General features: G+C 43.7%; 33 protein-coding genes. 29 read left to right on the plus strand and 4 right to left on the minus strand.

All coding sequences use genetic code 11. The features are described 5' to 3' along the window. The first annotated feature begins 1 nt into the window (after position 1). The 29 genes from RYL88_RS01525 (at position 2) to RYL88_RS01665 (ending at position 16,105) form a co-directional block, all read left to right on the plus strand. On the plus strand, positions 2-283 hold the full coding sequence (locus RYL88_RS01525; protein ID WP_297969087.1) for a 50S ribosomal protein L23: 282 nt from the start codon (positions 2-4) through the stop codon (positions 281-283). A gap of 1 nt (position 284) precedes the next feature. Then, positions 285-1,115 carry a 50S ribosomal protein L2 gene (gene rplB / locus RYL88_RS01530; protein WP_185898319.1) on the plus strand — a complete coding sequence of 277 codons (831 nt, stop codon included), beginning with the start codon at positions 285-287 and terminating at the stop codon, positions 1,113-1,115. A 2-nt stretch (positions 1,116-1,117) separates the two neighbouring features. After that, entirely contained in the window at positions 1,118-1,399 is a 282-nt protein-coding gene (gene rpsS / locus RYL88_RS01535; protein WP_002947116.1) for a 30S ribosomal protein S19, read from the plus strand. Positions 1,400-1,408: 9 nt separating this feature from the next. After that, positions 1,409-1,741: a 50S ribosomal protein L22 gene (gene rplV / locus RYL88_RS01540; RefSeq protein WP_314988674.1), complete on the plus strand. Its 333-nt coding sequence runs from the start codon at positions 1,409-1,411 to the stop codon at positions 1,739-1,741. Position 1,742: 1 nt separating this feature from the next. Continuing rightward, positions 1,743-2,444, plus strand: coding sequence for a 30S ribosomal protein S3 (rpsC, locus tag RYL88_RS01545; protein ID WP_009494829.1), 702 nt, complete (start codon positions 1,743-1,745; stop codon positions 2,442-2,444). A 2-nt stretch (positions 2,445-2,446) separates the two neighbouring features. Next, the gene (rplP, locus tag RYL88_RS01550) at positions 2,447-2,872 is read left to right on the plus strand and encodes a 50S ribosomal protein L16 (protein WP_002947109.1); all 426 of its coding nucleotides are present in this window, start codon (positions 2,447-2,449) and stop codon (positions 2,870-2,872) included. After that, positions 2,859-3,044, plus strand: coding sequence for a 50S ribosomal protein L29 (rpmC, locus tag RYL88_RS01555; protein ID WP_124851387.1), 186 nt, complete (start codon positions 2,859-2,861; stop codon positions 3,042-3,044). Before rplP ends, rpmC begins: the two co-directional genes overlap by 14 nt. A gap of 10 nt (positions 3,045-3,054) precedes the next feature. Further along, a complete protein-coding gene (rpsQ, locus tag RYL88_RS01560; protein WP_009494830.1) occupies positions 3,055-3,306 on the plus strand; it encodes a 30S ribosomal protein S17 in 252 nt (83 codons plus the stop codon). Further along, entirely contained in the window at positions 3,306-3,674 is a 369-nt protein-coding gene (rplN, locus tag RYL88_RS01565) for a 50S ribosomal protein L14 (RefSeq protein ID WP_002947105.1), read from the plus strand. The genes rpsQ and rplN overlap by 1 nt, the downstream gene beginning before the upstream one ends. Next, positions 3,674-3,910, plus strand: a complete 237-nt coding sequence (gene rplX, locus RYL88_RS01570) for a 50S ribosomal protein L24 (RefSeq protein WP_002943173.1) — start codon at positions 3,674-3,676, stop codon at positions 3,908-3,910. Before rplN ends, rplX begins: the two co-directional genes overlap by 1 nt. A gap of 2 nt (positions 3,911-3,912) precedes the next feature. Then, on the plus strand, positions 3,913-4,458 hold the full coding sequence (gene rplE / locus RYL88_RS01575) for a 50S ribosomal protein L5 (RefSeq protein ID WP_002953670.1): 546 nt from the start codon (positions 3,913-3,915) through the stop codon (positions 4,456-4,458). 1 nt (position 4,459) lies between these two features. Next, on the plus strand, positions 4,460-4,645 hold the full coding sequence (locus RYL88_RS01580) for a type Z 30S ribosomal protein S14 (RefSeq protein ID WP_002943090.1): 186 nt from the start codon (positions 4,460-4,462) through the stop codon (positions 4,643-4,645). A 9-nt stretch (positions 4,646-4,654) separates the two neighbouring features. After that, positions 4,655-5,050: a 30S ribosomal protein S8 gene (rpsH, locus tag RYL88_RS01585; protein ID WP_002943159.1), complete on the plus strand. Its 396-nt coding sequence runs from the start codon at positions 4,655-4,657 to the stop codon at positions 5,048-5,050. Positions 5,051-5,557: 507 nt separating this feature from the next. Further along, a complete protein-coding gene (rplF, locus tag RYL88_RS01590; RefSeq protein ID WP_002947097.1) occupies positions 5,558-6,094 on the plus strand; it encodes a 50S ribosomal protein L6 in 537 nt (178 codons plus the stop codon). A gap of 10 nt (positions 6,095-6,104) precedes the next feature. Continuing rightward, positions 6,105-6,461, plus strand: coding sequence for a 50S ribosomal protein L18 (gene rplR / locus RYL88_RS01595; RefSeq protein ID WP_295141345.1), 357 nt, complete (start codon positions 6,105-6,107; stop codon positions 6,459-6,461). Positions 6,462-6,472: 11 nt separating this feature from the next. Next, entirely contained in the window at positions 6,473-6,916 is a 444-nt protein-coding gene (gene rpsE, locus RYL88_RS01600) for a 30S ribosomal protein S5 (protein ID WP_002943402.1), read from the plus strand. A gap of 9 nt (positions 6,917-6,925) precedes the next feature. Then, on the plus strand, positions 6,926-7,327 hold the full coding sequence (gene rplO / locus RYL88_RS01605; protein WP_122862337.1) for a 50S ribosomal protein L15: 402 nt from the start codon (positions 6,926-6,928) through the stop codon (positions 7,325-7,327). Next, a complete protein-coding gene (gene secY, locus RYL88_RS01610; RefSeq protein WP_295141350.1) occupies positions 7,327-8,589 on the plus strand; it encodes a preprotein translocase subunit SecY in 1,263 nt (420 codons plus the stop codon). Before rplO ends, secY begins: the two co-directional genes overlap by 1 nt. Next, positions 8,589-9,347 carry a type I methionyl aminopeptidase gene (gene map, locus RYL88_RS01615; RefSeq protein WP_002947092.1) on the plus strand — a complete coding sequence of 253 codons (759 nt, stop codon included), beginning with the start codon at positions 8,589-8,591 and terminating at the stop codon, positions 9,345-9,347. Before secY ends, map begins: the two co-directional genes overlap by 1 nt. 125 nt (positions 9,348-9,472) lie before the next feature. Then, positions 9,473-9,691, plus strand: a complete 219-nt coding sequence (gene infA / locus RYL88_RS01620) for a translation initiation factor IF-1 (RefSeq protein WP_002943098.1) — start codon at positions 9,473-9,475, stop codon at positions 9,689-9,691. A gap of 156 nt (positions 9,692-9,847) precedes the next feature. Beyond that, positions 9,848-9,961: a 50S ribosomal protein L36 gene (gene rpmJ, locus RYL88_RS01625; protein ID WP_002947091.1), complete on the plus strand. Its 114-nt coding sequence runs from the start codon at positions 9,848-9,850 to the stop codon at positions 9,959-9,961. A 3-nt stretch (positions 9,962-9,964) separates the two neighbouring features. Next, the gene (gene rpsM / locus RYL88_RS01630) at positions 9,965-10,333 is read left to right on the plus strand and encodes a 30S ribosomal protein S13 (RefSeq protein ID WP_002953676.1); all 369 of its coding nucleotides are present in this window, start codon (positions 9,965-9,967) and stop codon (positions 10,331-10,333) included. 9 nt (positions 10,334-10,342) lie between these two features. Further along, positions 10,343-10,735: a 30S ribosomal protein S11 gene (gene rpsK, locus RYL88_RS01635; protein WP_002947090.1), complete on the plus strand. Its 393-nt coding sequence runs from the start codon at positions 10,343-10,345 to the stop codon at positions 10,733-10,735. A gap of 22 nt (positions 10,736-10,757) precedes the next feature. After that, entirely contained in the window at positions 10,758-11,384 is a 627-nt protein-coding gene (gene rpsD / locus RYL88_RS01640; protein WP_002943554.1) for a 30S ribosomal protein S4, read from the plus strand. A 14-nt stretch (positions 11,385-11,398) separates the two neighbouring features. After that, positions 11,399-12,412, plus strand: coding sequence for a DNA-directed RNA polymerase subunit alpha (locus RYL88_RS01645; RefSeq protein ID WP_314988675.1), 1,014 nt, complete (start codon positions 11,399-11,401; stop codon positions 12,410-12,412). 11 nt (positions 12,413-12,423) lie between these two features. After that, the gene (gene rplQ, locus RYL88_RS01650; RefSeq protein ID WP_314399883.1) at positions 12,424-12,780 is read left to right on the plus strand and encodes a 50S ribosomal protein L17; all 357 of its coding nucleotides are present in this window, start codon (positions 12,424-12,426) and stop codon (positions 12,778-12,780) included. A 1,187-nt stretch (positions 12,781-13,967) separates the two neighbouring features. After that, positions 13,968-14,969 carry a phosphoribosyl-AMP cyclohydrolase gene (gene hisI / locus RYL88_RS01655; protein ID WP_314988676.1) on the plus strand — a complete coding sequence of 334 codons (1,002 nt, stop codon included), beginning with the start codon at positions 13,968-13,970 and terminating at the stop codon, positions 14,967-14,969. 78 nt (positions 14,970-15,047) lie between these two features. Beyond that, positions 15,048-15,575 (plus strand): DUF2393 family protein, encoded by a 528-nt coding sequence (locus RYL88_RS01660; protein WP_314390164.1) that lies wholly within the window; start codon positions 15,048-15,050, stop codon positions 15,573-15,575. Further along, positions 15,575-16,105, plus strand: coding sequence for a DUF2393 family protein (locus RYL88_RS01665; RefSeq protein ID WP_314988677.1), 531 nt, complete (start codon positions 15,575-15,577; stop codon positions 16,103-16,105). Before RYL88_RS01660 ends, RYL88_RS01665 begins: the two co-directional genes overlap by 1 nt. Positions 16,106-16,879: 774 nt before the next feature. On the opposite strand, the gene RYL88_RS01670 is transcribed toward RYL88_RS01665, so the two are convergent. The 4 genes from RYL88_RS01670 to RYL88_RS01685 form a co-directional block, all read right to left on the minus strand. Then, the gene (locus tag RYL88_RS01670) at positions 16,880-17,068 is read right to left on the minus strand and encodes a hypothetical protein (RefSeq protein WP_295141375.1); all 189 of its coding nucleotides are present in this window, start codon (positions 17,066-17,068) and stop codon (positions 16,880-16,882) included. 62 nt (positions 17,069-17,130) lie between these two features. Then, positions 17,131-17,865 (minus strand): EI24 domain-containing protein, encoded by a 735-nt coding sequence (locus RYL88_RS01675; protein WP_314988678.1) that lies wholly within the window; start codon positions 17,863-17,865, stop codon positions 17,131-17,133. Positions 17,866-18,306: 441 nt separating this feature from the next. Then, positions 18,307-18,996: a dUTP diphosphatase gene (locus RYL88_RS01680; RefSeq protein WP_314988679.1), complete on the minus strand. Its 690-nt coding sequence runs from the start codon at positions 18,994-18,996 to the stop codon at positions 18,307-18,309. A 54-nt stretch (positions 18,997-19,050) separates the two neighbouring features. Beyond that, a partial coding sequence (locus RYL88_RS01685) for an ATP/GTP-binding protein (RefSeq protein WP_314988680.1) occupies positions 19,051-19,417 on the minus strand: 367 nt, incomplete at its 5' end.

Consider the following 19,417-nt stretch of genomic DNA (forward strand, 5'->3'; position numbering starts at 1 on the left):
AATGGCAGATATAACTGATATCAAAACGATTTTATATACGGAAAAAACTCTCGGTCTTCAAGAGCAAGGCGTGGTTGTTATACAAACTTCGCCTAAGATGACTAAAAATAGGCTGAAAGAAATTTTGAAAGAGTATTTTGGAGTAACGCCGCTTCGCGTAAATTCGCTTAGAATCGACGGAAAAGTTAAGCGTTTCAAAGGAAGAGAAGGACAACGAAGCGAGATAAAGAAATTTTACGTTAAGTTGCCTGAAGGCTCAAGCCTAGAAAACACGGAGGCGTAAGATGGCGATAAAAACCTATAAACCTTATACACCTAGCCGCAGATTTATGACGGGCTTATCAAGCGAAGATATCACCGCTAAACCTAGCGTGAGAAGCTTGCTTGTAAAGATCCCCGTAAGCGGCGGTAGAAATAATAACGGAAGAATAACTTCTAGACATAAAGAAGGCGGAGCGAAGAAACTTTATAGAATCATCGACTTTAAACGCCGTAAATTCGGTATCGAAGGCAAGGTCGAAGCTATCGAGTACGATCCGAACAGAAACTGCCGCATCGCGCTTATCGCTTATAAAGACGGCGAAAAACGCTATATCATCAGACCAAACGGACTAAACGTTGGCGATGTCGTAGCAGCAGCCGAGGCGGGCCTAGACATAAAACCAGGCAACGCGATGAAACTAAGAAATATCCCAGTCGGTACTATCGTACACAACGTGGAGCTAAAACCAGGCAAAGGCGCTCAGATGGCTCGTTCAGCCGGCGGTTATGCTCAGCTAATGGGTAAAGAGGAAAAATACGTAATGCTTCGCTTGCCAAGCGGCGAGATGAGACAAGTACTTGCAGAGTGCATGGCTAGTATCGGCGTAGTAGGTAACGAAGATTGGGCGAACGTAACTATCGGTAAAGCCGGACGTAATCGCCACAGAGGTATCCGTCCTCAAACTCGCGGTTCTGCGATGAACCCGGTAGATCACCCGCACGGCGGTGGTGAGGGTAAGAAAAACTCAGGCCGTCATCCTGTTACTCCATGGGGTAAACCGACCAAAGGTGCTAAGACTCGCCGCAAGAAGGCTAGCGATAAGCTTATAATTTCAAGAAGGAAAGGTAAATAGAGATGGCAAGATCACTCAAAAAAGGACCTTTTGTCGATGAGCATGTAATGAAAAAAGTCGTTGCCGCCAAAAAGGCTAACGACAACAAACCGATAAAAACATGGTCTAGACGCAGCACGATAGTGCCTGAAATGATAGGCCTAACGTTTAACGTTCATAACGGCAAGAGCTTCATTCCAGTATACGTTACGGAAAACCACATCGGATATAAACTAGGCGAATTTGCTCCTACGCGCACATTTAAAGGCCACAAAGGCTCAGTGCAAAAGAAAATCGGTAAGTAAGGGGATAAGATGAGCAAATCAGTTATTAAATTCGTAAGATTATCTCCGACTAAAGCTAGACTAATCGCAAGAGAAGTACAAGGCATGAACGCAGAATTTGCGCTAGCCAGCCTTAGCTTTATGCCAAACCGCGGCGCCAAATTTATCGCTACGGCTATCAGCTCTGCGGTAGCTAACGGCGGATTCGAGCCTGAAGAGGTTATCGTAACAAGCTGCCGCGTGGATGCGGGCCCAGTATTAAAAAGATTTAGACCGCGAGCGAGAGGAAGCGCAAGCAGAATCCGCAAACCGACTTCTCATATCTTAGTAGAAGTATCTAAACCTGAAAAGAAGGAAGCGTAATATGGGTCAGAAAGTAAATCCGATAGGTCTAAGACTAGGAATAAACCGCAACTGGGAGTCAAGATGGTTTCCTGCTAAAGGAACTTTGGCTGAAAATATCGGCGAAGACTACAAAATTCGCGCTTTCTTGAAAAAGAAACTTTACTACGCGGGTGTTTCTCAAATTTTGATCGAGAGAACCGCTAAAAAAATTCGCGTAACCGTCGTAGCAGCTCGCCCTGGTATTATCATCGGCAAAAAGGGCTCTGACGTAGAGAAGCTTAAAGAGGATATCCAAAAGCTGATCAACAAAGAAGTAAACGTAAATATCAAAGAAGAAAGAAAAGCTCAAGCTTCGGCTCAGCTAGCTGCCGAAAACGTAGCGATGCAGCTTGAAAAACGCGTTGCATTTAGACGCGCGATGAAAAAAGTTATCCAAGGCGCTCAAAAATCAGGCGCTAAAGGTATCAAAATTTCAGTTGCAGGACGTCTTGGCGGCGCTGAGATCGCTAGAACCGAGTGGTACTTAGAGGGTCGCGTTCCGCTTCACACTCTAAGAGCTAAAATCGATTACGGCGTTGCTGAAGCGCATACGACTTATGGAAACATAGGTATAAAAGTGTGGATATTTAAAGGCGAGGTTCTTCAAAAAGGCGTTCAACCTGAAAAGAACGAAGAAGAAAAAGCCGATAAAAAACCGCGCAGAGCAAGAAGAGGTAAATAATCATGTTGATGCCAAAACGAACTAAATTTCGCAAACAGATGAAAGGCAGAAACCGCGGTAAAGCTACTCGCGGCGCTGATCTTGCTATGGGCGAGATCGGAATCAAAGCCGTAGAAGCAGGCCGCGTAAATTCGCGCCAGATCGAAGCGGCTCGTGTGGCTCTAACCCGCCATGTAAAACGCCAGGCTAAAACTTGGATCAGAGTTTTTCCGGATAAGCCGCTAACCAAAAAACCTCTACAAACTCGTATGGGTAAAGGTAAAGCCGGAGTCGAAGAGTGGGTTATGAATATAAAACCAGGTCGTATAATAGTCGAAATGGCGGGCGTAGATGAGGAATTAGCGCGCGAAGCTCTAACTCTAGCCATCCACAAACTTCCGTTTAAGACTAAAATCGTAACGCGAGAGAGTGAAAATGAAATATACTGATATTAAAGACAAAAGCGTTGCAGAACTTAACGCGTTATTGAAAGAGAAAAAGGTGCTTTTATTTACTTTAAGACAAAAGCTAAAAACCATGCAGCTAAGCAACCCTAACGAGATTCGCGCTGTCCGCAAGGAAATAGCGCAAATCAACACTGCAATTAGCGCTTCAAAGTAAGGGGTGAGAAATGGCATTAAAAAGAGAAATTCAAGGTGTCGTTTTACAAAAAGCCGGCGATAAGACGGCTACGATTTTGGTTGAGAGACGCGTTATGCACCCAAGATACCACAAATTCGTAAAACGCTTTAAAAAATATATGATTCACGACGAAAAGAACGAAACTAAAGCGGGCGATACTGTCGTAGCTATCGAATGCAGACCGCTAAGCGCGAGAAAATCTTTCCGCTTAAAGACTATTTTAGCGACGGGGGTTGAGTAATGATACAATCTTTTACGAGGCTTACGGTCGCCGACAATAGCGGCGCGAAAGAGCTAATGTGTATTAAAGTTTTGGGCGGTAGCAAGAGAAGATACGCGACGCTTGGCGACGTTATCATCTGCTCGGTCAAAAAGGCGCTTCCAAACGGTAAGATCAAAAAAGGTCAAGTGGTAAAAGCGGTCGTCGTTAGAACTAAAAAAGAGGTTCAAAGAGATAACGGCTCGCTAATCCGCTTCGACGAAAACGCAGCCGTCATCCTAGATAACAAACGCGAGCCTATCGGTACTCGTATCTTTGGACCGGTCGGCCGTGAGGTTAGATACGCTAACTTTATGAAAATCGTTTCGCTTGCTCCGGAGGTGTTATAATGGCTAACGTTAAATTTAAAGTAAAAAAAGGCGATACCGTTAAGATCATCGCAGGCGACGACAAAGGTAAAACAGGTAAAATTTTATCCGTCCTAGCCAAAAAAGGACAAGTCATCGTCGAGGGCTGCAAGGTAGCTAAAAAAGCTATAAAACCTAGCGAAAAGACCCCAAACGGCGGCTTTATCAATAAAGAGATGCCTATAGATATCTCAAACGTTGCAAAAGTTGAGGGCTGAAAATGAATAGATTAAAAGCTAAATATAACGAGGTCGTAAAGCCTGCTTTGGCTAAAGAATTCGACATCAAGAATCCTATGCTAATCCCTGCGATCGAAAAGATCGTGATAAGCGTAGGCGCTGGCGAATCGGCTAAAGATCAAAAGCAACTTCAAAATATCGCCGATACTATTTCGCTAATCGCAGGGCAAAAAGCCGTAGTTACCGATGCTAAAAAATCGGTCGCGGGCTTTAAAGTGCGCGAGGGATTTCCCGTCGGCGTAAAAGTAACGCTTAGAAAAGAGAATATGTTTGCGTTTTTGGACAAACTAATCTCTATCGCGCTACCGAGAGTTAAGGACTTTAGAGGCCTTCCAAAAGACGGCTTTGACGGACGCGGAAACTACAACTTCGGCCTTGACGAGCAGCTAATGTTCCCAGAGGTCGAGTACGATAAAATTTTACGCACTCACGGTATGAATATAGTTATAGTCACGACGACAAACAGCGACAAAGAGGCATTCAAATTGCTTGAGCTATTTGGTTTGCCGTTTGCGAAAGGAAAGTAATATGGCGAAAAAATCAATGATAGCAAAGGCTGCCAGAAAGCCTAAATTTACGGTTCGCGGCTATACGAGATGCCAAATTTGCGGTCGCCCGCATTCGGTTTATAAAGATTTTGGAATTTGCCGCGTATGCCTAAGGAAAATGGCTAACGAGGGACTAATCCCGGGTCTAAAAAAAGCAAGCTGGTAAGGAAGAGAAATGTTAAACGACTTAATTTCAGACGGACTAACTCGCATTAGAAACGCCGCAATGAGAAGACTCGAGACTACGAAGCTTCTTCATTCAAACGTCGTCGAGGCTACTTTATCTATCCTTGCGGCTAAAGGCTATATCGAGAGCTACAACGTCGTAGAAGAAGATAAAAAGAAATTTATAAACGTAGTTTTAAAATACGACGAGCACGGCAGAAGCGTGATTAACGAGCTTAAGCGCGTATCAAGCCCGGGTCGCCGCGTTTATAAGGGAAAAGACGAGATCAAGAGATTTAAAAACGGCTACGGAACGATCATCGTAAGCACCAGCAAAGGCGTTTTGAGTAACGAAGACGCCCACAAAGCTGGTGTAGGCGGCGAAATCCTCTGCTCTGTGTGGTAATTGTCTAAAACGCTACGGGGTAGCGTTTTAGATTACCTTGAAATAAAGTTTGAACTGATGGGCTTGTTTTTGTAGCAAGACGTCAATTCGACATCATTAGAATGAAGTTTGAAACGGTGGGCTTGCTAGATTTATGGCCGTGCATCGTTTTTGAATCTTTGAAATAAAAATTTGACTCGGTATGTTTTCGTAATTTATAAAATTTACTGGAAACTTCCGCCGTCAAATTTATAAAATTTAAAATCGGAAGTTTAAATTTAAAAAGCTTCCCGAATTTAGCTCGACATGCAAATTTATCCAAATTTGCGAAAGCTAAATTTAAAAACGACTATGTCAAATTTGACGGCAAATTTTAGGAAGTAGATCCAATAAAGCAAGTCAAATTTGACGAGAAAATTAAAGTGTTTGAAGCGGTTTTTTATCGCTTCGATTCATTTCTATTTTTATGGTATTGCGGTATCCATTCGTAAAAGTAGACATACCCTAGACAAGTAAAAAAGGAAAAAAATGTCACGTATAGGAAAACAGCCGATAGCTATTCCAAGCGGAGTAGAAGTCAGCGTAGAAGGCAACGTCCTTAAATTTAAAAAAGGCGCTCATTCAAAAGAGCTTGACACAAAAGGGCACGTAGACGTTAAAGTCGAAGATGCTCACATAGTATTTTCTCCAAAGAGCGACGAGAGACAAGATAGAGCCTACTGGGGCACCTATAGAGCGCTTGCAAACAATATCGTCATCGGCATCACAAAAGGTTTTGTTCGCCAGCTTGAGATCAACGGCGTCGGTTACAAAGCCGCAGCTAAAGGCCAGGTACTTGAGCTTACTTTAGGATTTTCTCACCCGATAAATCACGAAGTGCCAAAAGGCGTCGAAATCAGCGTAGAGAAGAACATCATAACTATCAAGGGCGACGATAAGCAAGTGGTAGGCCAGATCGCAGCTCAAGTCAGGGCGTATAGACCGCCTGAACCGTATAAGGGTAAAGGCGTTAAATACGTAGAAGAGCGCATCATCCGCAAAGCCGGTAAGACATCTAAGAAGTAAGGGATAGATAATGACAGCAAATGTATTAAAAAGAAAACTCGCTCTTAGAATCAAGAGAAAAAGAAGAATCAGAGCCAAAATTTCCGGCACTGCGGTATTGCCTAGAATTTCTATCTTCAAATCAAACAGAACTCTTTACGTCCAAGCTATCGACGACGTAGCAGCCGTAACTCTAGCGGCGGCAGACGGCAGAAAACTAGGCGTAAAAGCAAACAAAGAAGGCGCCGTAACTTTGGCTAAAGAATTTGCAAAAACTCTAAAAGCTAAAAAAATAGAAACGGCATTATTCGACAGAAACGGCTATTTGTATCACGGTGTTATAGCGGCTTTTGCGGACGCATTACGTGAAAACGGTATCAAACTATAAGGAAAATCGCTATGGAAAAATATAACAGAGAAGAATTCGAAGAAGTAATGGTTGATATCGGCCGCGTTACAAAGGTCGTAAAGGGCGGTCGTAGATTTAGATTTACTGCTCTTGTCGTAGTGGGAAACAGAAACGGCCTAGTGGGCTTTGGCTTCGGTAAAGCAAAAGAGGTACCGGACGCTATGAGAAAAGCCGTCGACGACGCGTTTAAAAATATCATCGAGGTAAAAAGAAAAGGATCTACTATACCTCATGACGTAGAGGTTAAATTTAACGCTAGCCGCGTTTTGCTTCGCCCTGCTAGCGAAGGTACGGGCGTGATCGCGGGCGGTAGCGCTCGTCCTATTTTAGAGCTTGCGGGCATCAAGGACATCCTAACAAAATCGCTTGGCTCAAACAACTCGGCAAACGTCGTTCGCGCTACTTTAAAAGCGCTAAGCATGCTTAAAGGCTAAGGAGAAGATATGGGACTAGAAAATTTAAAACCTGCCGAGGGCTCGACTAGGCAAACCAAAAGACTAGGTCGCGGTCAAGGTAGCGGTCAAGGTAAAACCGCAGGCAAAGGACACAAAGGTCAAAGAGCTAGAAAAGGCTACAACGAGAAAAGAGGCTTCGAGGGCGGTCAGCAACCGCTTCAAAGACGCCTTCCAAAAGTAGGCTTCACTTCTAAATTTGAAAAACCTTACGTAATCAACGTAGAAAAAATCGTTGCGGTAAAAGAGCTAAGCGAGATCACTATCGCCACCATCGCCACCGTACACAAAATTTCAAGCAGCGTCAAGAAAATCAAATTGATCGGAGTGAGCGCGAAAGATTTGGCTTCGAAAATCAAAGACGAGAACGTAACCGTTAGCGGACGTGCGTAATGAATAAGACATTGACCAACAAGATTTTAATCACGTTGGCATTTTTATTTGCTTACAGGATACTGGCATACGTGCCGGTTCCTGGCGTAAACGTCAATGTTATTAAAGAGTTTTTCGATTCGAATTCCTCAAACGCGCTTGGGCTATTTAATATGTTCAGCGGTAAGGCGGCAGAGCGCCTTAGCATCATCTCTCTAGGCATTATGCCATACATTACGGCATCTATCATCATGGAGCTTTTGGCGGCTACTTTTCCAAATTTGGGCAAGATGAAAAAAGATCGCGACGGCATGCAAAAATATATGCAGATCATCCGCTATGCTACTATCGTTATTACGCTCGTTCAAGCAGTGGGCGTTAGTATGGGGCTTCAGAGCCTTCACGGCAGAGGCGGAGAGGACGCGATAATGATAGATATGAATTTATTTATCGCCATCGCAGCGGCTTCGATGCTAACCGGAACTATGCTTTTGATGTGGATAGGCGAGCAGATCACTCAGCGCGGTATCGGCAACGGTATCAGCCTTATCATCTTCGCAGGTATCGTTAGCGGCATACCTTCAGCCATCGGCGGAACGGTAAATTTGGTAAATACGGGCGAGATGAACTTCCTCGTGGTTATCGGAATTTTGCTTGTTATTTTGGTCACGGTGGGCATAGTTATCTACGTCGAGATGGGTGAGAGACGCGTACCGGTGAGCTATTCGCGTAAGGTAGTGATGGAAAATCAAAACAAACGCATCATGAACTATATACCTATCAAGGTAAATTTAAGCGGCGTTATTCCTCCGATTTTCGCTAGTGCGATTTTGATGTTCCCAAGCACCATTTTGCAGGCCAGCACAAATCCTTACATCCAAGCTATTCACGATTTTTTAAATCCAAATAGTTATTTTTTCAACTTTTTAACGTTCTTGCTGGTTGTATTTTTTGCATATTTTTACGCTTCGATCGCGTTTAACGCAAAAGATATCAGCGAAAATTTAAAAAGACAGGGGGGATTTATCCCGGGTATTAGACCGGGCGAGGGTACGGCCGGATATCTAAACGAAGTCGCATCGAGGCTGACTTTTAGCGGCGCGATCTATCTCGGACTTATCTCGACGCTACCTTGGGTGCTTGTTAAATTTATGGGCGTTCCGTTTTATTTCGGTGGCACGTCGGTGCTGATCGTGGTTTCCGTCGCGCTTGATACGATGCGAAGGATAGAAGCTCAAATTTATATGAATAAATATCAAACTCTAAGCGCGGTAGGTTTGTAATGGCTATAACCATCATGCAGCCAAACGACATAGAGAAAATGCGAGCGGCGAATAAAATCGTCGCTCAAACCCTCGATTACGTAGAAAGCGTGATCAAGCCCGGCATTTCGCTACTCGAAATAGATAAAATTTGCGAGGATATGATAAGAGCCGCAGGCGCAAAGCCCGCGTTTAAGGGGCTTTACGGCTTTCCAAACGCCGCTTGCATCAGCGTAAACGAAGTGGTCATCCACGGCATCCCAAACGAATATAAATTGCAAGAAGGCGACATCGTAAGCGTCGATATCGGCTCAAATTTAAACGGATATTTCGGCGACTCGGCGAGGACTTGGGGCGTGGGTCAAATTTCGCGCGAGGACGAAAAACTAATCGCTTGCGCTAAAGACGCGCTATATTTTGCGATAGATACCGTAAAAGCAGGAATGCACTTTAAAGAGCTTAGTTTTGAAATCGAGAAATTTATAAGAGCTCGCGGATTCGTTCCGCTAACCGGATTTTGCGGTCACGGTATCGGTAGACGCCCGCACGAAGATCCGCAAATTTTAAATTATTTAGAGGGCGGTAGTCCGAAATCCGGACCGAAAATAAAAAACGGAATGGTATTTTGCGTGGAGCCGATGATCTGCCAAAAAGACGGCACTCCAGTGATCGGTCACGACAAATGGAAAGTAACCAGCAAAGACGGGCTAAGAACCAGCCACTATGAGCACTGCATGGCAGTCGTAAACGGACGTGCGGAGATCTTAAGCCTAGCGTAAAATTTTAAAATTTACAAATCGTTTGCGCGACTTGTAAATTTTAAAATTTTAATTTGTGGTGAGTTAAAATTTTAATTTCAAACTTCCGCCGATCGGTGAAAGTAAATTTAATAAAAAGGAGTTAAGTGGCAAAAGACGACGTCATAGAGATCGACGGCAACGTCATCGAGGCGCTGCCAAACGCGACGTTTAAGGTCGAGCTCGACAACAAACACGTGATTTTGTGTCATATTGCGGGCAAGATGAGGATGCATTATATAAAAATAATGCCTGGAGACCGCGTAAAGGTGGAGCTAACGCCCTACAGTCTGGATAAGGGTAGGATAATTTACCGACATAAGTAAGTTAAAAGCTAAATTTGGCTATACTCAGCCCTTTGCGACAAATTGCTGTATGAAGAATTGTTTTCAAAGCCCACCACTTGTTTTGAAAATAGTTGGTTTAAAATTTCGTTAAACCTGATGCAGCCTAAAAGTGGAATAAATTTTTAGGAGACTAGAATGAAAGTTCGTCCTTCTGTAAAGAAGATGTGTGACAAGTGCAAAATTGTCAAGCGCCAAGGCGTAGTTCGCATAATCTGCGAAAATCCAAAACATAAACAAAGACAAGGATAAAGCATGGCACGTATCGCAGGTGTGGATTTACCAAAGAAAAAGAGAATCGAATACGGTTTGACCTATATTTACGGTATCGGTCTTCACAAATCTCGTCAAATTTTGGATGCTACCAAAATTTCTTACGATAAAAGAGTAAACGATCTAACCGAAGACGAAGCTGCGGCTATCCGCAAAGAGATCCAAGAGCATCACGTGGTGGAAGGCGACCTTAGAAAAAGCGTCGCTATGGATATCAAGGCTCTTATGGACTTAGGAAGCTACCGCGGTCTAAGACACAGAAAAGGTCTTCCGGTACGCGGTCAAAAGACTAAAACAAACGCTAGAACTAGAAAAGGCAAGCGCAAAACAGTCGGCGCTGCGACTAAATAAGGATAAGCGATGGCAAAAAGAAAAGTAGTTAAAAAGAAAATTGTAAGAAAAAGTATCGCTAAAGGTATCGTTTATATAAGCGCGACTTTTAACAACACTATGGTAACGGTTACCGATGAGATGGGAAATGCTATCGCTTGGAGCAGTGCCGGCGGACTAGGCTTTAAAGGAAGTAAAAAATCAACTCCTTATGCAGCCCAACAAGCAGTAGAAGACGCTCTAACAAAAGCAAAAGAGCACGGTATAAAAGAAGTAGGCATCAAAGTACAAGGTCCTGGCAGCGGCAGAGAGACCGCAGTCAAGAGCGTAGGCGCGGTAGAGGGCATAAAAGTAACGTTTTTAAAAGATATAACTCCGCTTCCGCATAACGGTTGCAGACCGCCGAAACGCCGCCGCGTATAATTAGAAATTTAGGAGAATTATTATGGCTAGATATAGAGGACCCGTTGAAAAATTAGAAAGAAGACTCGGTGTTAGTTTGGCGCTAAAGGGCGAGCGTCGCTTGGCAGGTAAAAGCGCGCTTGATAAAAGACCTTACGCTCCGGGACAACACGGACAAAGAAGAAGCAAGATAAGCGAATACGGCTTGCAGCTTCGCGAAAAACAAAAAGCTAAATTTATGTACGGCATTAGCGAGAAGCAATTCCGCCGCTTATTCCAAGAAGCCGCTCGCCGCGAGGGAAATACCGGTGCGCTTTTGGTACAGCTTTTAGAGCAAAGATTAGATAACGTAGTTTACAGAATGGGCTTTGCGACGACTCGCCGCTTCGCTCGTCAGCTAGTTACTCACGGACATATTTTAGTAAACGGCAAGAGAGTAGATATTCCTTCTTACAGAGTTCAAGCTGGCGCTAAAGTAGAGGTTATCGAGAAGTCTAAAAACAATCCACAAATCGTTCGCGCGATCGATCTTACGGCACAAACCGGCATCGTAGCTTGGGTTGACGTCGAAAAAGATAAAAAATTCGGAATTTTCACAAGAACTCCGGAAAGGGAAGAGGTCGTCATTCCTGTCGAGGAAAGATTCATAGTAGAGCTTTATTCGAAATAATAAGGGGTATAACGATGAGAAAAATTACCACATCAGCTTATATGCCTACCGAAATTTCAGTAGAGAGTATAAGCGAGAATGTCGCCAGAATAACCGCGTATCCGTTTGAGACGGGTTATGCGGTCACTTTGGCTCATCCGCTAAGACGACTTTTATATAGCAGCACGGTTGGATTTGCGGCTACGGGCGTCAAGATAGAGGGCGTATCCCACGAATTTGATTCGATGAGAGGCATGCTCGAGGACGTAGCGCAGTTTATTATAAATTTAAAAAATATCCGCTTTAAGCTAAAAAACGAGTCTGAGCGCGAGGTGGTCGAGTATTCGTTTAAAGGTCCAAAAGAGATAAAAGCCGGCGATCTAAAAAGCGATGTCGTAGATATCGTAAATCCGGACGCTTATCTTGCGACCATAAACGAGGACGCGGAGCTTAAATTTTCCGTAATCATCCAAAAAGGTATCGGATACGTCCCGAGTGAAGAGATAAGAGACAATACCGAAGAGGGTTATATAGCCCTTGACGCGTTCTTTACGCCTGTTAAAAAAGCAGTTTACGAGCTAGAAAACGTCCTAGTAGAGGACAATCCCGACTATGAAAAGATTATTTTTACGGTTACGACGGACGGGCAAGTGGGTGCGATCGAGGCGTTCAAACACGCGATCGAGGCGATGTATCAGCAGATGTCAGTGTTTAAAGGTGTTTTAAACATCGATGTTTCGGCAGGTCTAAATGCTCAAACTTCAGGCAGCGAGCACGCAAAGTTACTTCAAAGCATAGAAGAGCTCAATTTGAGCGCTAGAAGTTCTAATTGCCTTGATAAAGCTGAAATTAGATTTATCGGCGAGCTTGCTTTGATGGACGAAAACGAGCTAAAAGAGCTTAAAAATTTAGGTAAAAAATCTCTCGAAGAGATTAAAGCCGTTATGCAAGAGATCGGATATCCGGTCGGCGGCGACCTAGGCGGCGGCAAAGAGCAACTCAAGAAAAAGATCGCCGACCTAAAATCACAAATGAGTGCAAAAGAGTAAAAGGAATATAAATGAGACACGGTCACGGATATAGAAAACTAGGTAGGACGTCGGCTCACCGCTCGGCTCTACTTAAAAACTTAGCTATCGCTATCATCAAAAGCGAAAAGATAGAGACGACCTTGCCTAAGGCAAAAGAGTTAAGAAGCTACATTGAAAAGCTAATCACAAGGGCAAGAAAAGGCGATAGCAACGCTCACAGAGCAGTTTTTGCCAACTTGCAGGATAAAGAAACTACAAACAAGCTAGTAACTGAGCTTGCTCCGAAATTCGTAGGTAAAAACGGCGGATATACGCGCATCGTTAAGACTCGCGTTCGCCGAGGCGATGCTGCCGAGATGGCTTATATCGAGCTAATCAAAGAGTAATTTTTTAGAGAGCTTCGGCTCTCTTTTTCTGTCTTATTTAAGATATAATCATATATAAACGACTTTTTAAAGAGATTGAAACCTAGGGCCTATTTTTTACTTCTTTAAAATCTCTTATTGATTTTTTGAAGTATTTACCTTTATTTTTAAGCATATAGCGGTACAGTCTTATTATCGCATTAGAATTAACTGCGAATTTAATGCAAATAAAGGAAGCGTAAGCTTATACAATGACAACTATTGTTCCTGCAGATGACAAAGACTATAGTAAATTTAGAAATGTGCACATAAGCCCTTTCAAATTTTTGTTGAAAAATTTTAGGGAAAATTTTAAAAAATTATCCCTACCAGCAACATATGACAGTATTTGTCTTTCATTGTAGTCGTATTCGACAAACTCGTATTCTGATGAGTTACGGCAAAATCGTATTATAGCGAGCCATTTGACCATTTTTTAATTAAATTTAGGCTCAATTAATATTAAGCGGATTTTTTACTACGAATTTCATCTTACTATTTATAAGACCTTTTATCAATTGTAGTAGCTTTCGATATAAGTTTTCTTGTGTAGTTTTAGTGTTGTATCTAAACTCTGCTTTGCTTCGCTTGCGGCTACAAGTTAAGATGAAGTAAGAAATTCTTTTTCTACTAGCCCCTCTGTGGTTGCTACTGTCGTTACAATTGAGAAGATATTGGCATAATCTCAGAAGCTTTCTGTACCGATTTATTCTTTGAATGGTTCACTCTATAATGGACACTAATATATCACGAAATTTCCAGCAATCAGAGCATACAGTAGAACCATCAAGCTTGCCATAATGAGGTAATATGAGTATTGGTTCATAACCATCCGGGCATCACATTTTAGTGTACCATTTCACTCTACTCCATCCACTACGCTTGTAGATTTTCAAGACACAGCTACGAGCGAAGCGAAGTAAAAGTAGCTTTCGTTAGTCTCAAAGTAAAGAGTACCTAGGCGGAACCGGAAATCTCGCCGCTAAATTTACTTATTTTTCACGTACTTTTTAGGATTTGAATTCTATCTGCGGGGATTTCTGAAATTTTTATTAAAAAATAGTTTATAATAGAGCGTCAAAATAAGCTGCGAACAAAGTAAATTTTAAGCCGCTAAAGATAAAATTTACGCACGAGATCGTACGAAAATAAATTAAAAGCGAGCGAATTTGCATAAAGCGCATAAAGACCGCCGCGATAGAGGGAAAATGAAAATAGACTGGGAAAAAACGGGCGGACTTTTGCCCGTCGTCGTTCAAGAGGTCGCGAGCAGCGAGGTTTTGATGCTTGCTTATATGGACGAAGAAGCGCTAAATTTGAGCCTAGAAACGGGCTTTGCGCACTATTTTTCGCGCACGAAAAACCGCATCTGGAAAAAGGGCGAACAAAGCGGCAACGTCCAAAAAATTGCGGACGCCTATCTTGACTGCGACAACGATACTCTGCTAATCAAAGTCGAGCAAAAAGGCGGCGCGGCATGCCATACGGGAGCGAAATCTTGTTTTTTTAGGAAAATCACAGACGCGAATTTAGGCGGCGAGAGCGAGCGAAATTTAACGGGCGCAGACGGGCGGATTTTGACGAGCGAGTTAAATTTAGCGGACGAAAACGGGCAAATTTTAGAGCGCGAGCAAAATTTAGCGCACGAACAAAATTTAGCCGCTTTTACAGTGCAAGCTAAAAAGCCCGCCTACGGCATCATAGACGAGATCTATCACGTGATCTTGGAGCGCAAACTAAACGCCGATCCGCAGACTTCATACGTGGCAAGCCTGTTTAAAAAGGGCGAAAACGCCGTCTTAAAAAAAGTCGGCGAGGAGGCCGGCGAGCTAATCATGGCGTGCAAAGACGCGAGCGCGGCGAGAAGATTTGAAAATTTAACCGAAAAACATACGAGCGAAAGCTCAAATCTCAAAAAAGCGCAGCAAATTTTAAGCCGCGACGAGCAGGATTTAAATTCGCGAAATTTAACGCAGAGCGCAAAAGAGCAAGGCGAAAAAGACGAGCTCAAAAAGGCCCTAGAGGGCGTAGTTTACGAGGCGGCGGATTTATGCTTTCACTCGCTCGTCGCTCTTGCCGCGCACGGCATACACCCAGAGCGCGTTAAAGCCGAGCTTGCGCGCAGGTTTGGGCTTAGCGGTATCGAGGAGAAAAACTCGCGCAAAGATTAGCGCGGCCAAATTTGGCACGCTTTATGCAAGCGGATTTTAAATTTAGCTCGCAATAAGCAAACGAGATGAAGAGGCAAGATGATAAACGAACTAAAACAAGGCTTAAATTTCTACATAACGCACCTTAGTTGGGCGGATTTTGCGGGCTATATCTGGATGTTTTTGACCTTTTTAGCGGTTCTTGCACTTTGCATTTATATCGCTTCAAAGTCTTATTTCGCCGGTTTTGCGCTCACGGTCGTTAGTATCGCGGCGCTTGGGTACGGGGCGCATTTTATGCCTAAATTTTTAGATCAAAATTTGAGGGCGCGAGAGCTGGAGATAGTCTCTACCAAGCAGCTTGAGTACTCAAATACGCTTCTTGTGGATATGCGCCTTAAAAATCTTTCAAAAAAGCCCTTTAACTACTGCGAGATCGGACTTGTTTTTTATAAAAACTCGGACAATATCTTGCGCCGCTACGCCAATGAACTAAAGCCGTTTTTAAAGGAAAATATCGTACTAAAGGACGTGCTGGACGTAAATGCCACGCGCGAGATCACGCACGTCGTAAACGATTTTCGCGTAAATGACTACAACGTCACGGCAAGTTCGGAGTGTTTTTGATGCAAGGGTATTTTAACGTCTTTCACCTTATCGCGCTCGCGGTTTTAGCGCTGCTATCGGTGCTTTTTATGCTTCTTTCGCGCGGAGAAAAAGACCCGAAACTGTTTAAAATTTACCTCTTGATAAACATCGCCGCGACATTGATAATGGGGTATTTTTTTATGTTGGTCGTGGATAAATACACAAAAAAAGCCGCCCTAACCGAGTTTGCCGCTCATAGGGTGCTTAGAAACGAGACCGTCGTGTTTAAGGGCTCGCTGAAAAATACGGGCGAATTTAGCATCGCAAACTGCGACCTCACCGTCAAGGTCGTCAATAATCCGGTCAGCAAAGACACGATCGCCGGCGCGGTTTTTAAGCCTAGCGGATGGTCGCTATTTTCGCATGACGAGCGCACGAACGTCGCTGAGATCACGGCTAGCGTCGCTAAAAACATCGCGCCTGGACAAATGCGAAATTTTAGCCTTTCTATGCTCTATCCGCCGCATTTTACAAATACACAAACAATAACGAATTTAGAGTGTAGATGAGCGCGGCCTGCGGTCGAGATAAATTTACGGCTTGCCGGATAGTCGGCGTAGCTATTTGTTTTAGGGCGAATAACGTTAGGAGCATAGCTATTTTTGTGGCTTATCTTTGCGTGTCTATACCTGCTTGGCTTTATCCGCTTTGTACGTTCCTTTCTTTACGAATGCGCTAATTTTAATATCTTTTTCAAATTATCCTTAAAAAAGAGCCTAGTAGCGACTTTACTCGCGTCTTTCCTAAAAATCAAAGACCTTTGCGCTTCGTTATCGTCGTAGTTTTCGTTTGGCTTTTTATAAGTTGCGGCATTAAGATCTTTATCGAGGTGGATATAGCGCCGCCTTTTGGATTTATTTGCGCCGTTAAATTTAGGGTTGCCGCGATTAGAAAACTCGCTTTGGCTTATCGGTTTAAAGCTGCCTATGTCCGCAGGGACGCTTGTCTTTTTTTAATTGGACGCTAGAGAGCCTATGGGCGCATTAGCCGTGGCGGGGATACATCCTCGTATAACTTTGTCCGTACCGCCATTTAAGCGTAGTCTAGCTTGTGGGAAAAGATTAGAAAGCTCTTACGCGTCGCTCCCGAATGGAAGTTAAGACCGAGGCCTTGAGCTTTAGCGACCGCATAAATTTACTCATTTCCTCTTTTTATGAGTTAAATTTTAGTCTTATATTTTTTATTGCTTTGGGATTATGCTTGGTTAAAATTTCCTTTTACGAAACTCTAAAAGGCGAATACTTAGAGAAAATAGTCAAATTTAAGCCCGAGCGGGCTTAAATTTATAGGTCTTCTTTGACCTCGTCGTTGCTGCGAACGACTAGGCCAGAGCCGTGGATGACGCTAGGGATGCACGCCGTGCAGATATCGACCTCTTCGCCGTTTTTGTGAGCGCGGACGAATACGGCGTTTTCGTTTTCCGTGCTTTTTTGTCCGCAGACGTTGCAAACTACGATATTTTCGGTTCTCATTTGACTTCCTTCGTAAAAAATTCGGGCGTATTTTATTTAGTTTTTCACCGATTTGAAATGATTTACGTCAAGCGCGAAGTCTCGCGTAAAAAGAAAAAATGCGAAAAATAAATAACGAAAAAAACCTGCAAGAAAAGCCCGAAAATAGGCACCAAACATAGTAGGTAAAAGCATAGCGCGGCGGCTTTAAATTTATATCCGCCGTAGTCCAGCAAGTAAAGCTCGAATTTGCGCCGCGAGAGGGCGTTTGGCGCGACGTCGATGAAAAGCAGCGAATAATAAAGGTAAAAAAACGCCGGGTGCAGGGCGAGGAAATTTAGCGCGGGCACGGCTAAAATCGGCAAACAAATAAGCGCGATCAGGATAAATTTGAGCAAAATTTTGCCCGTAAGAGCCGTTTGGTGCGCTAGACTAACGTTTGCCAGCTGCGCCTCGTCCACGCGGTAGTGCCTGCGGTTTATCTCTCGCGCGATCGTAGGAGTTAGAAAGCCCGCGACCGCGAGCGCGCAAAAAATTGAGAGCATGACGACTAGATAGGCGCCGACCGCGTAAAATATCGCGCCGATGAGCCACTTTGCGATGCCTAGGCTAAGGATTTTAGCCGCCATCGGATACTCGGCCAGAGCGCCTGCCTCTCCCGATACGGCGGCGTTTAGCGCCTCGTATAGCTCGCGGCCGCCAAACATCGCAATAGCCGCGATAATAAGCGCGGAAAAAACGAGCGGCAGGATAGAGAGCGCGATAAATTTGGGCGTGAAAAGGTCCTTTAGCGAAAGGCGTAAAATATCAGCGAACAACGAAACTCCATTTGTTTAAATTTATAGCCCTCATGCGGCAAAATGGCGTTTGGGTGCGACAGATTTTCTAAATTTGACGCGCATTTTTTGCCAGCAAAAGCGACACGGCAAATGCTTTTAACAGCACATAAAATTTAATGCGAGCATAGACTTCGCGACTAAATTTGACCGCTTTAAATTTGGTCGCAAATTTAGCTAAATTTATTAAATTTGGCCCGCTTTTACTCTAGTTTGGGCTATCGGCGCGAGAGCTTGCAAGCGGTCTAAATTTTGCCGGCTAAACGGCGATATTTTAGCTAGCTCGGCTAAAGTGCTCTCAAATTTAATCGCCTGCGACTTAAGGTGCCAAAAATAAACTAAATCGCAAAATTTTGGCTAAAATTGCTAAATTTATCAGCCAAAGCGGCGCAAATTTAGCCCGCAAAGCCGTCAAATTTTATTTTACGCCTTATACTCGGCCTCGAGCGCAGCGTAGATCTCGTCCACGCTTTTTAGTCCGCGAGCGAGGATCTCGTTCATCACGGCGTTATCCTCCTTGCCGTTCCAGACTTTTTTATACGCGCCCTCTTTGTAGCCGTGATCTTGGCGGAAGCGATTTAGGACGTTTTTGCCGACGTAGCATTCGTAAAGCGAGCTTAAATTTACGCCGCATTTTAGGCTCATAGAAAAGTAAATTTTAAGCAGGTCAAAGAGCGAATACTCAAAGCCAGAGCACTTATTTATGAGCATTTCGACGTCGTTTATGATCTCGTAGATGTTTTCATCAGCGACGTTAAACGGCTCGCGGCAAAACGCCTCAAAGCCGCTGCTAGCGCAGATGTCGCTTGAAAGCTTTGCGATGTCGCCGAGGTTATTTAGCTTATACTGCTCGAGCATCAAACTCATCAAAAAGTGCCAGATATCCACGACCTCGACGCGCAGATTGTCTTCATTGGTCGGCGCGTTTATGCTTTTCCAGTGTTTCCAGGCAAAGCTGTCTATGAGCTCGGCGCACTCCATATATATGCAGCGTTTCCAATTGATGAGTTTGCCGTTTTTGTTTATGCCGTTTTCCCAGCCGATGCCGTTTGTATCGTCGTTTAGACTTTGTTGGAGATTTAGCATTTGGGTGATTTTTTCATTCGCGTTCATAAATTTTCCTATTTTTAAAATTTATGAATTATAGCGAAATTTTTAAACCGCGAACTAAACGTAAAATTTAAAGCTATCCAGCTGAGAAATGAGCTCGTCAAAGAGCTTTTTGGAGTTTTGCAGCAGCTTATCGCCCGCTTTGTTTTGCTCCATCAGCCTATCAAAAAGCTTTAGCGTGCCGTCCGCGATAAAATTTTTATGATTTGCGTCTTTTACCTCGGGAAGCTCTTTGCGAAGCGAGTTTGCGAGATTCGTCACGCGCGAAAATATAGGATCCTCGCCCTCTTTGACGTTTTTCATAAATTTATCGATGCTAGGCGCTATCTTTTCTAGAGCGGCTGCCAGCTCCTCTTTATCGCGAGCGTCTAGCCCGTCGCCTTTATACGAGAAACTATAGCCGTACTCGTGCGCCAGAGTGAGT

The sequence above is a fragment of the uncultured Campylobacter sp. genome (assembly GCF_963517995.1).
In the GTDB taxonomy this organism is placed as follows: domain Bacteria; phylum Campylobacterota; class Campylobacteria; order Campylobacterales; family Campylobacteraceae; genus Campylobacter_A.

What these genes read in the sequence shown, in the direction of transcription:
- rplV (WP_314988674.1), top strand. Translation starts at nt 1,409, where the DNA reads ATGAGCAAATCAGTTATTAAATTCGTAAGATTATCTCCGACTAAAGCT.
- rplP (WP_002947109.1), top strand. Translation starts at nt 2,447, where the DNA reads ATGTTGATGCCAAAACGAACTAAATTTCGCAAACAGATGAAAGGCAGA.
- rpsE (WP_002943402.1), top strand. Translation starts at nt 6,473, where the DNA reads ATGGAAAAATATAACAGAGAAGAATTCGAAGAAGTAATGGTTGATATC.
- rplE (WP_002953670.1), top strand. Translation starts at nt 3,913, where the DNA reads ATGAATAGATTAAAAGCTAAATATAACGAGGTCGTAAAGCCTGCTTTG.
- rpmC (WP_124851387.1), top strand. Translation starts at nt 2,859, where the DNA reads ATGAAATATACTGATATTAAAGACAAAAGCGTTGCAGAACTTAACGCG.
- RYL88_RS01645 (WP_314988675.1), top strand. Translation starts at nt 11,399, where the DNA reads ATGAGAAAAATTACCACATCAGCTTATATGCCTACCGAAATTTCAGTA.
- RYL88_RS01670 (WP_295141375.1), bottom strand. Translation starts at nt 17,068, where the DNA reads ATGAGAACCGAAAATATCGTAGTTTGCAACGTCTGCGGACAAAAAAGC.
- rplO (WP_122862337.1), top strand. Translation starts at nt 6,926, where the DNA reads ATGGGACTAGAAAATTTAAAACCTGCCGAGGGCTCGACTAGGCAAACC.
- rplR (WP_295141345.1), top strand. Translation starts at nt 6,105, where the DNA reads ATGACAGCAAATGTATTAAAAAGAAAACTCGCTCTTAGAATCAAGAGA.
- rplQ (WP_314399883.1), top strand. Translation starts at nt 12,424, where the DNA reads ATGAGACACGGTCACGGATATAGAAAACTAGGTAGGACGTCGGCTCAC.
- rplN (WP_002947105.1), top strand. Translation starts at nt 3,306, where the DNA reads ATGATACAATCTTTTACGAGGCTTACGGTCGCCGACAATAGCGGCGCG.
- RYL88_RS01665 (WP_314988677.1), top strand. Translation starts at nt 15,575, where the DNA reads ATGCAAGGGTATTTTAACGTCTTTCACCTTATCGCGCTCGCGGTTTTA.
- rpsH (WP_002943159.1), top strand. Translation starts at nt 4,655, where the DNA reads ATGTTAAACGACTTAATTTCAGACGGACTAACTCGCATTAGAAACGCC.
- rpsK (WP_002947090.1), top strand. Translation starts at nt 10,343, where the DNA reads ATGGCAAAAAGAAAAGTAGTTAAAAAGAAAATTGTAAGAAAAAGTATC.
- rplB (WP_185898319.1), top strand. Translation starts at nt 285, where the DNA reads ATGGCGATAAAAACCTATAAACCTTATACACCTAGCCGCAGATTTATG.
- RYL88_RS01680 (WP_314988679.1), bottom strand. Translation starts at nt 18,996, where the DNA reads ATGAACGCGAATGAAAAAATCACCCAAATGCTAAATCTCCAACAAAGT.
- rpsS (WP_002947116.1), top strand. Translation starts at nt 1,118, where the DNA reads ATGGCAAGATCACTCAAAAAAGGACCTTTTGTCGATGAGCATGTAATG.
- rpsQ (WP_009494830.1), top strand. Translation starts at nt 3,055, where the DNA reads ATGGCATTAAAAAGAGAAATTCAAGGTGTCGTTTTACAAAAAGCCGGC.
- rplX (WP_002943173.1), top strand. Translation starts at nt 3,674, where the DNA reads ATGGCTAACGTTAAATTTAAAGTAAAAAAAGGCGATACCGTTAAGATC.
- map (WP_002947092.1), top strand. Translation starts at nt 8,589, where the DNA reads ATGGCTATAACCATCATGCAGCCAAACGACATAGAGAAAATGCGAGCG.
- RYL88_RS01660 (WP_314390164.1), top strand. Translation starts at nt 15,048, where the DNA reads ATGATAAACGAACTAAAACAAGGCTTAAATTTCTACATAACGCACCTT.
- rpmJ (WP_002947091.1), top strand. Translation starts at nt 9,848, where the DNA reads ATGAAAGTTCGTCCTTCTGTAAAGAAGATGTGTGACAAGTGCAAAATT.
- secY (WP_295141350.1), top strand. Translation starts at nt 7,327, where the DNA reads ATGAATAAGACATTGACCAACAAGATTTTAATCACGTTGGCATTTTTA.
- rpsD (WP_002943554.1), top strand. Translation starts at nt 10,758, where the DNA reads ATGGCTAGATATAGAGGACCCGTTGAAAAATTAGAAAGAAGACTCGGT.
- rplF (WP_002947097.1), top strand. Translation starts at nt 5,558, where the DNA reads ATGTCACGTATAGGAAAACAGCCGATAGCTATTCCAAGCGGAGTAGAA.
- rpsM (WP_002953676.1), top strand. Translation starts at nt 9,965, where the DNA reads ATGGCACGTATCGCAGGTGTGGATTTACCAAAGAAAAAGAGAATCGAA.
- rpsC (WP_009494829.1), top strand. Translation starts at nt 1,743, where the DNA reads ATGGGTCAGAAAGTAAATCCGATAGGTCTAAGACTAGGAATAAACCGC.
- RYL88_RS01580 (WP_002943090.1), top strand. Translation starts at nt 4,460, where the DNA reads ATGGCGAAAAAATCAATGATAGCAAAGGCTGCCAGAAAGCCTAAATTT.
- RYL88_RS01525 (WP_297969087.1), top strand. Translation starts at nt 2, where the DNA reads ATGGCAGATATAACTGATATCAAAACGATTTTATATACGGAAAAAACT.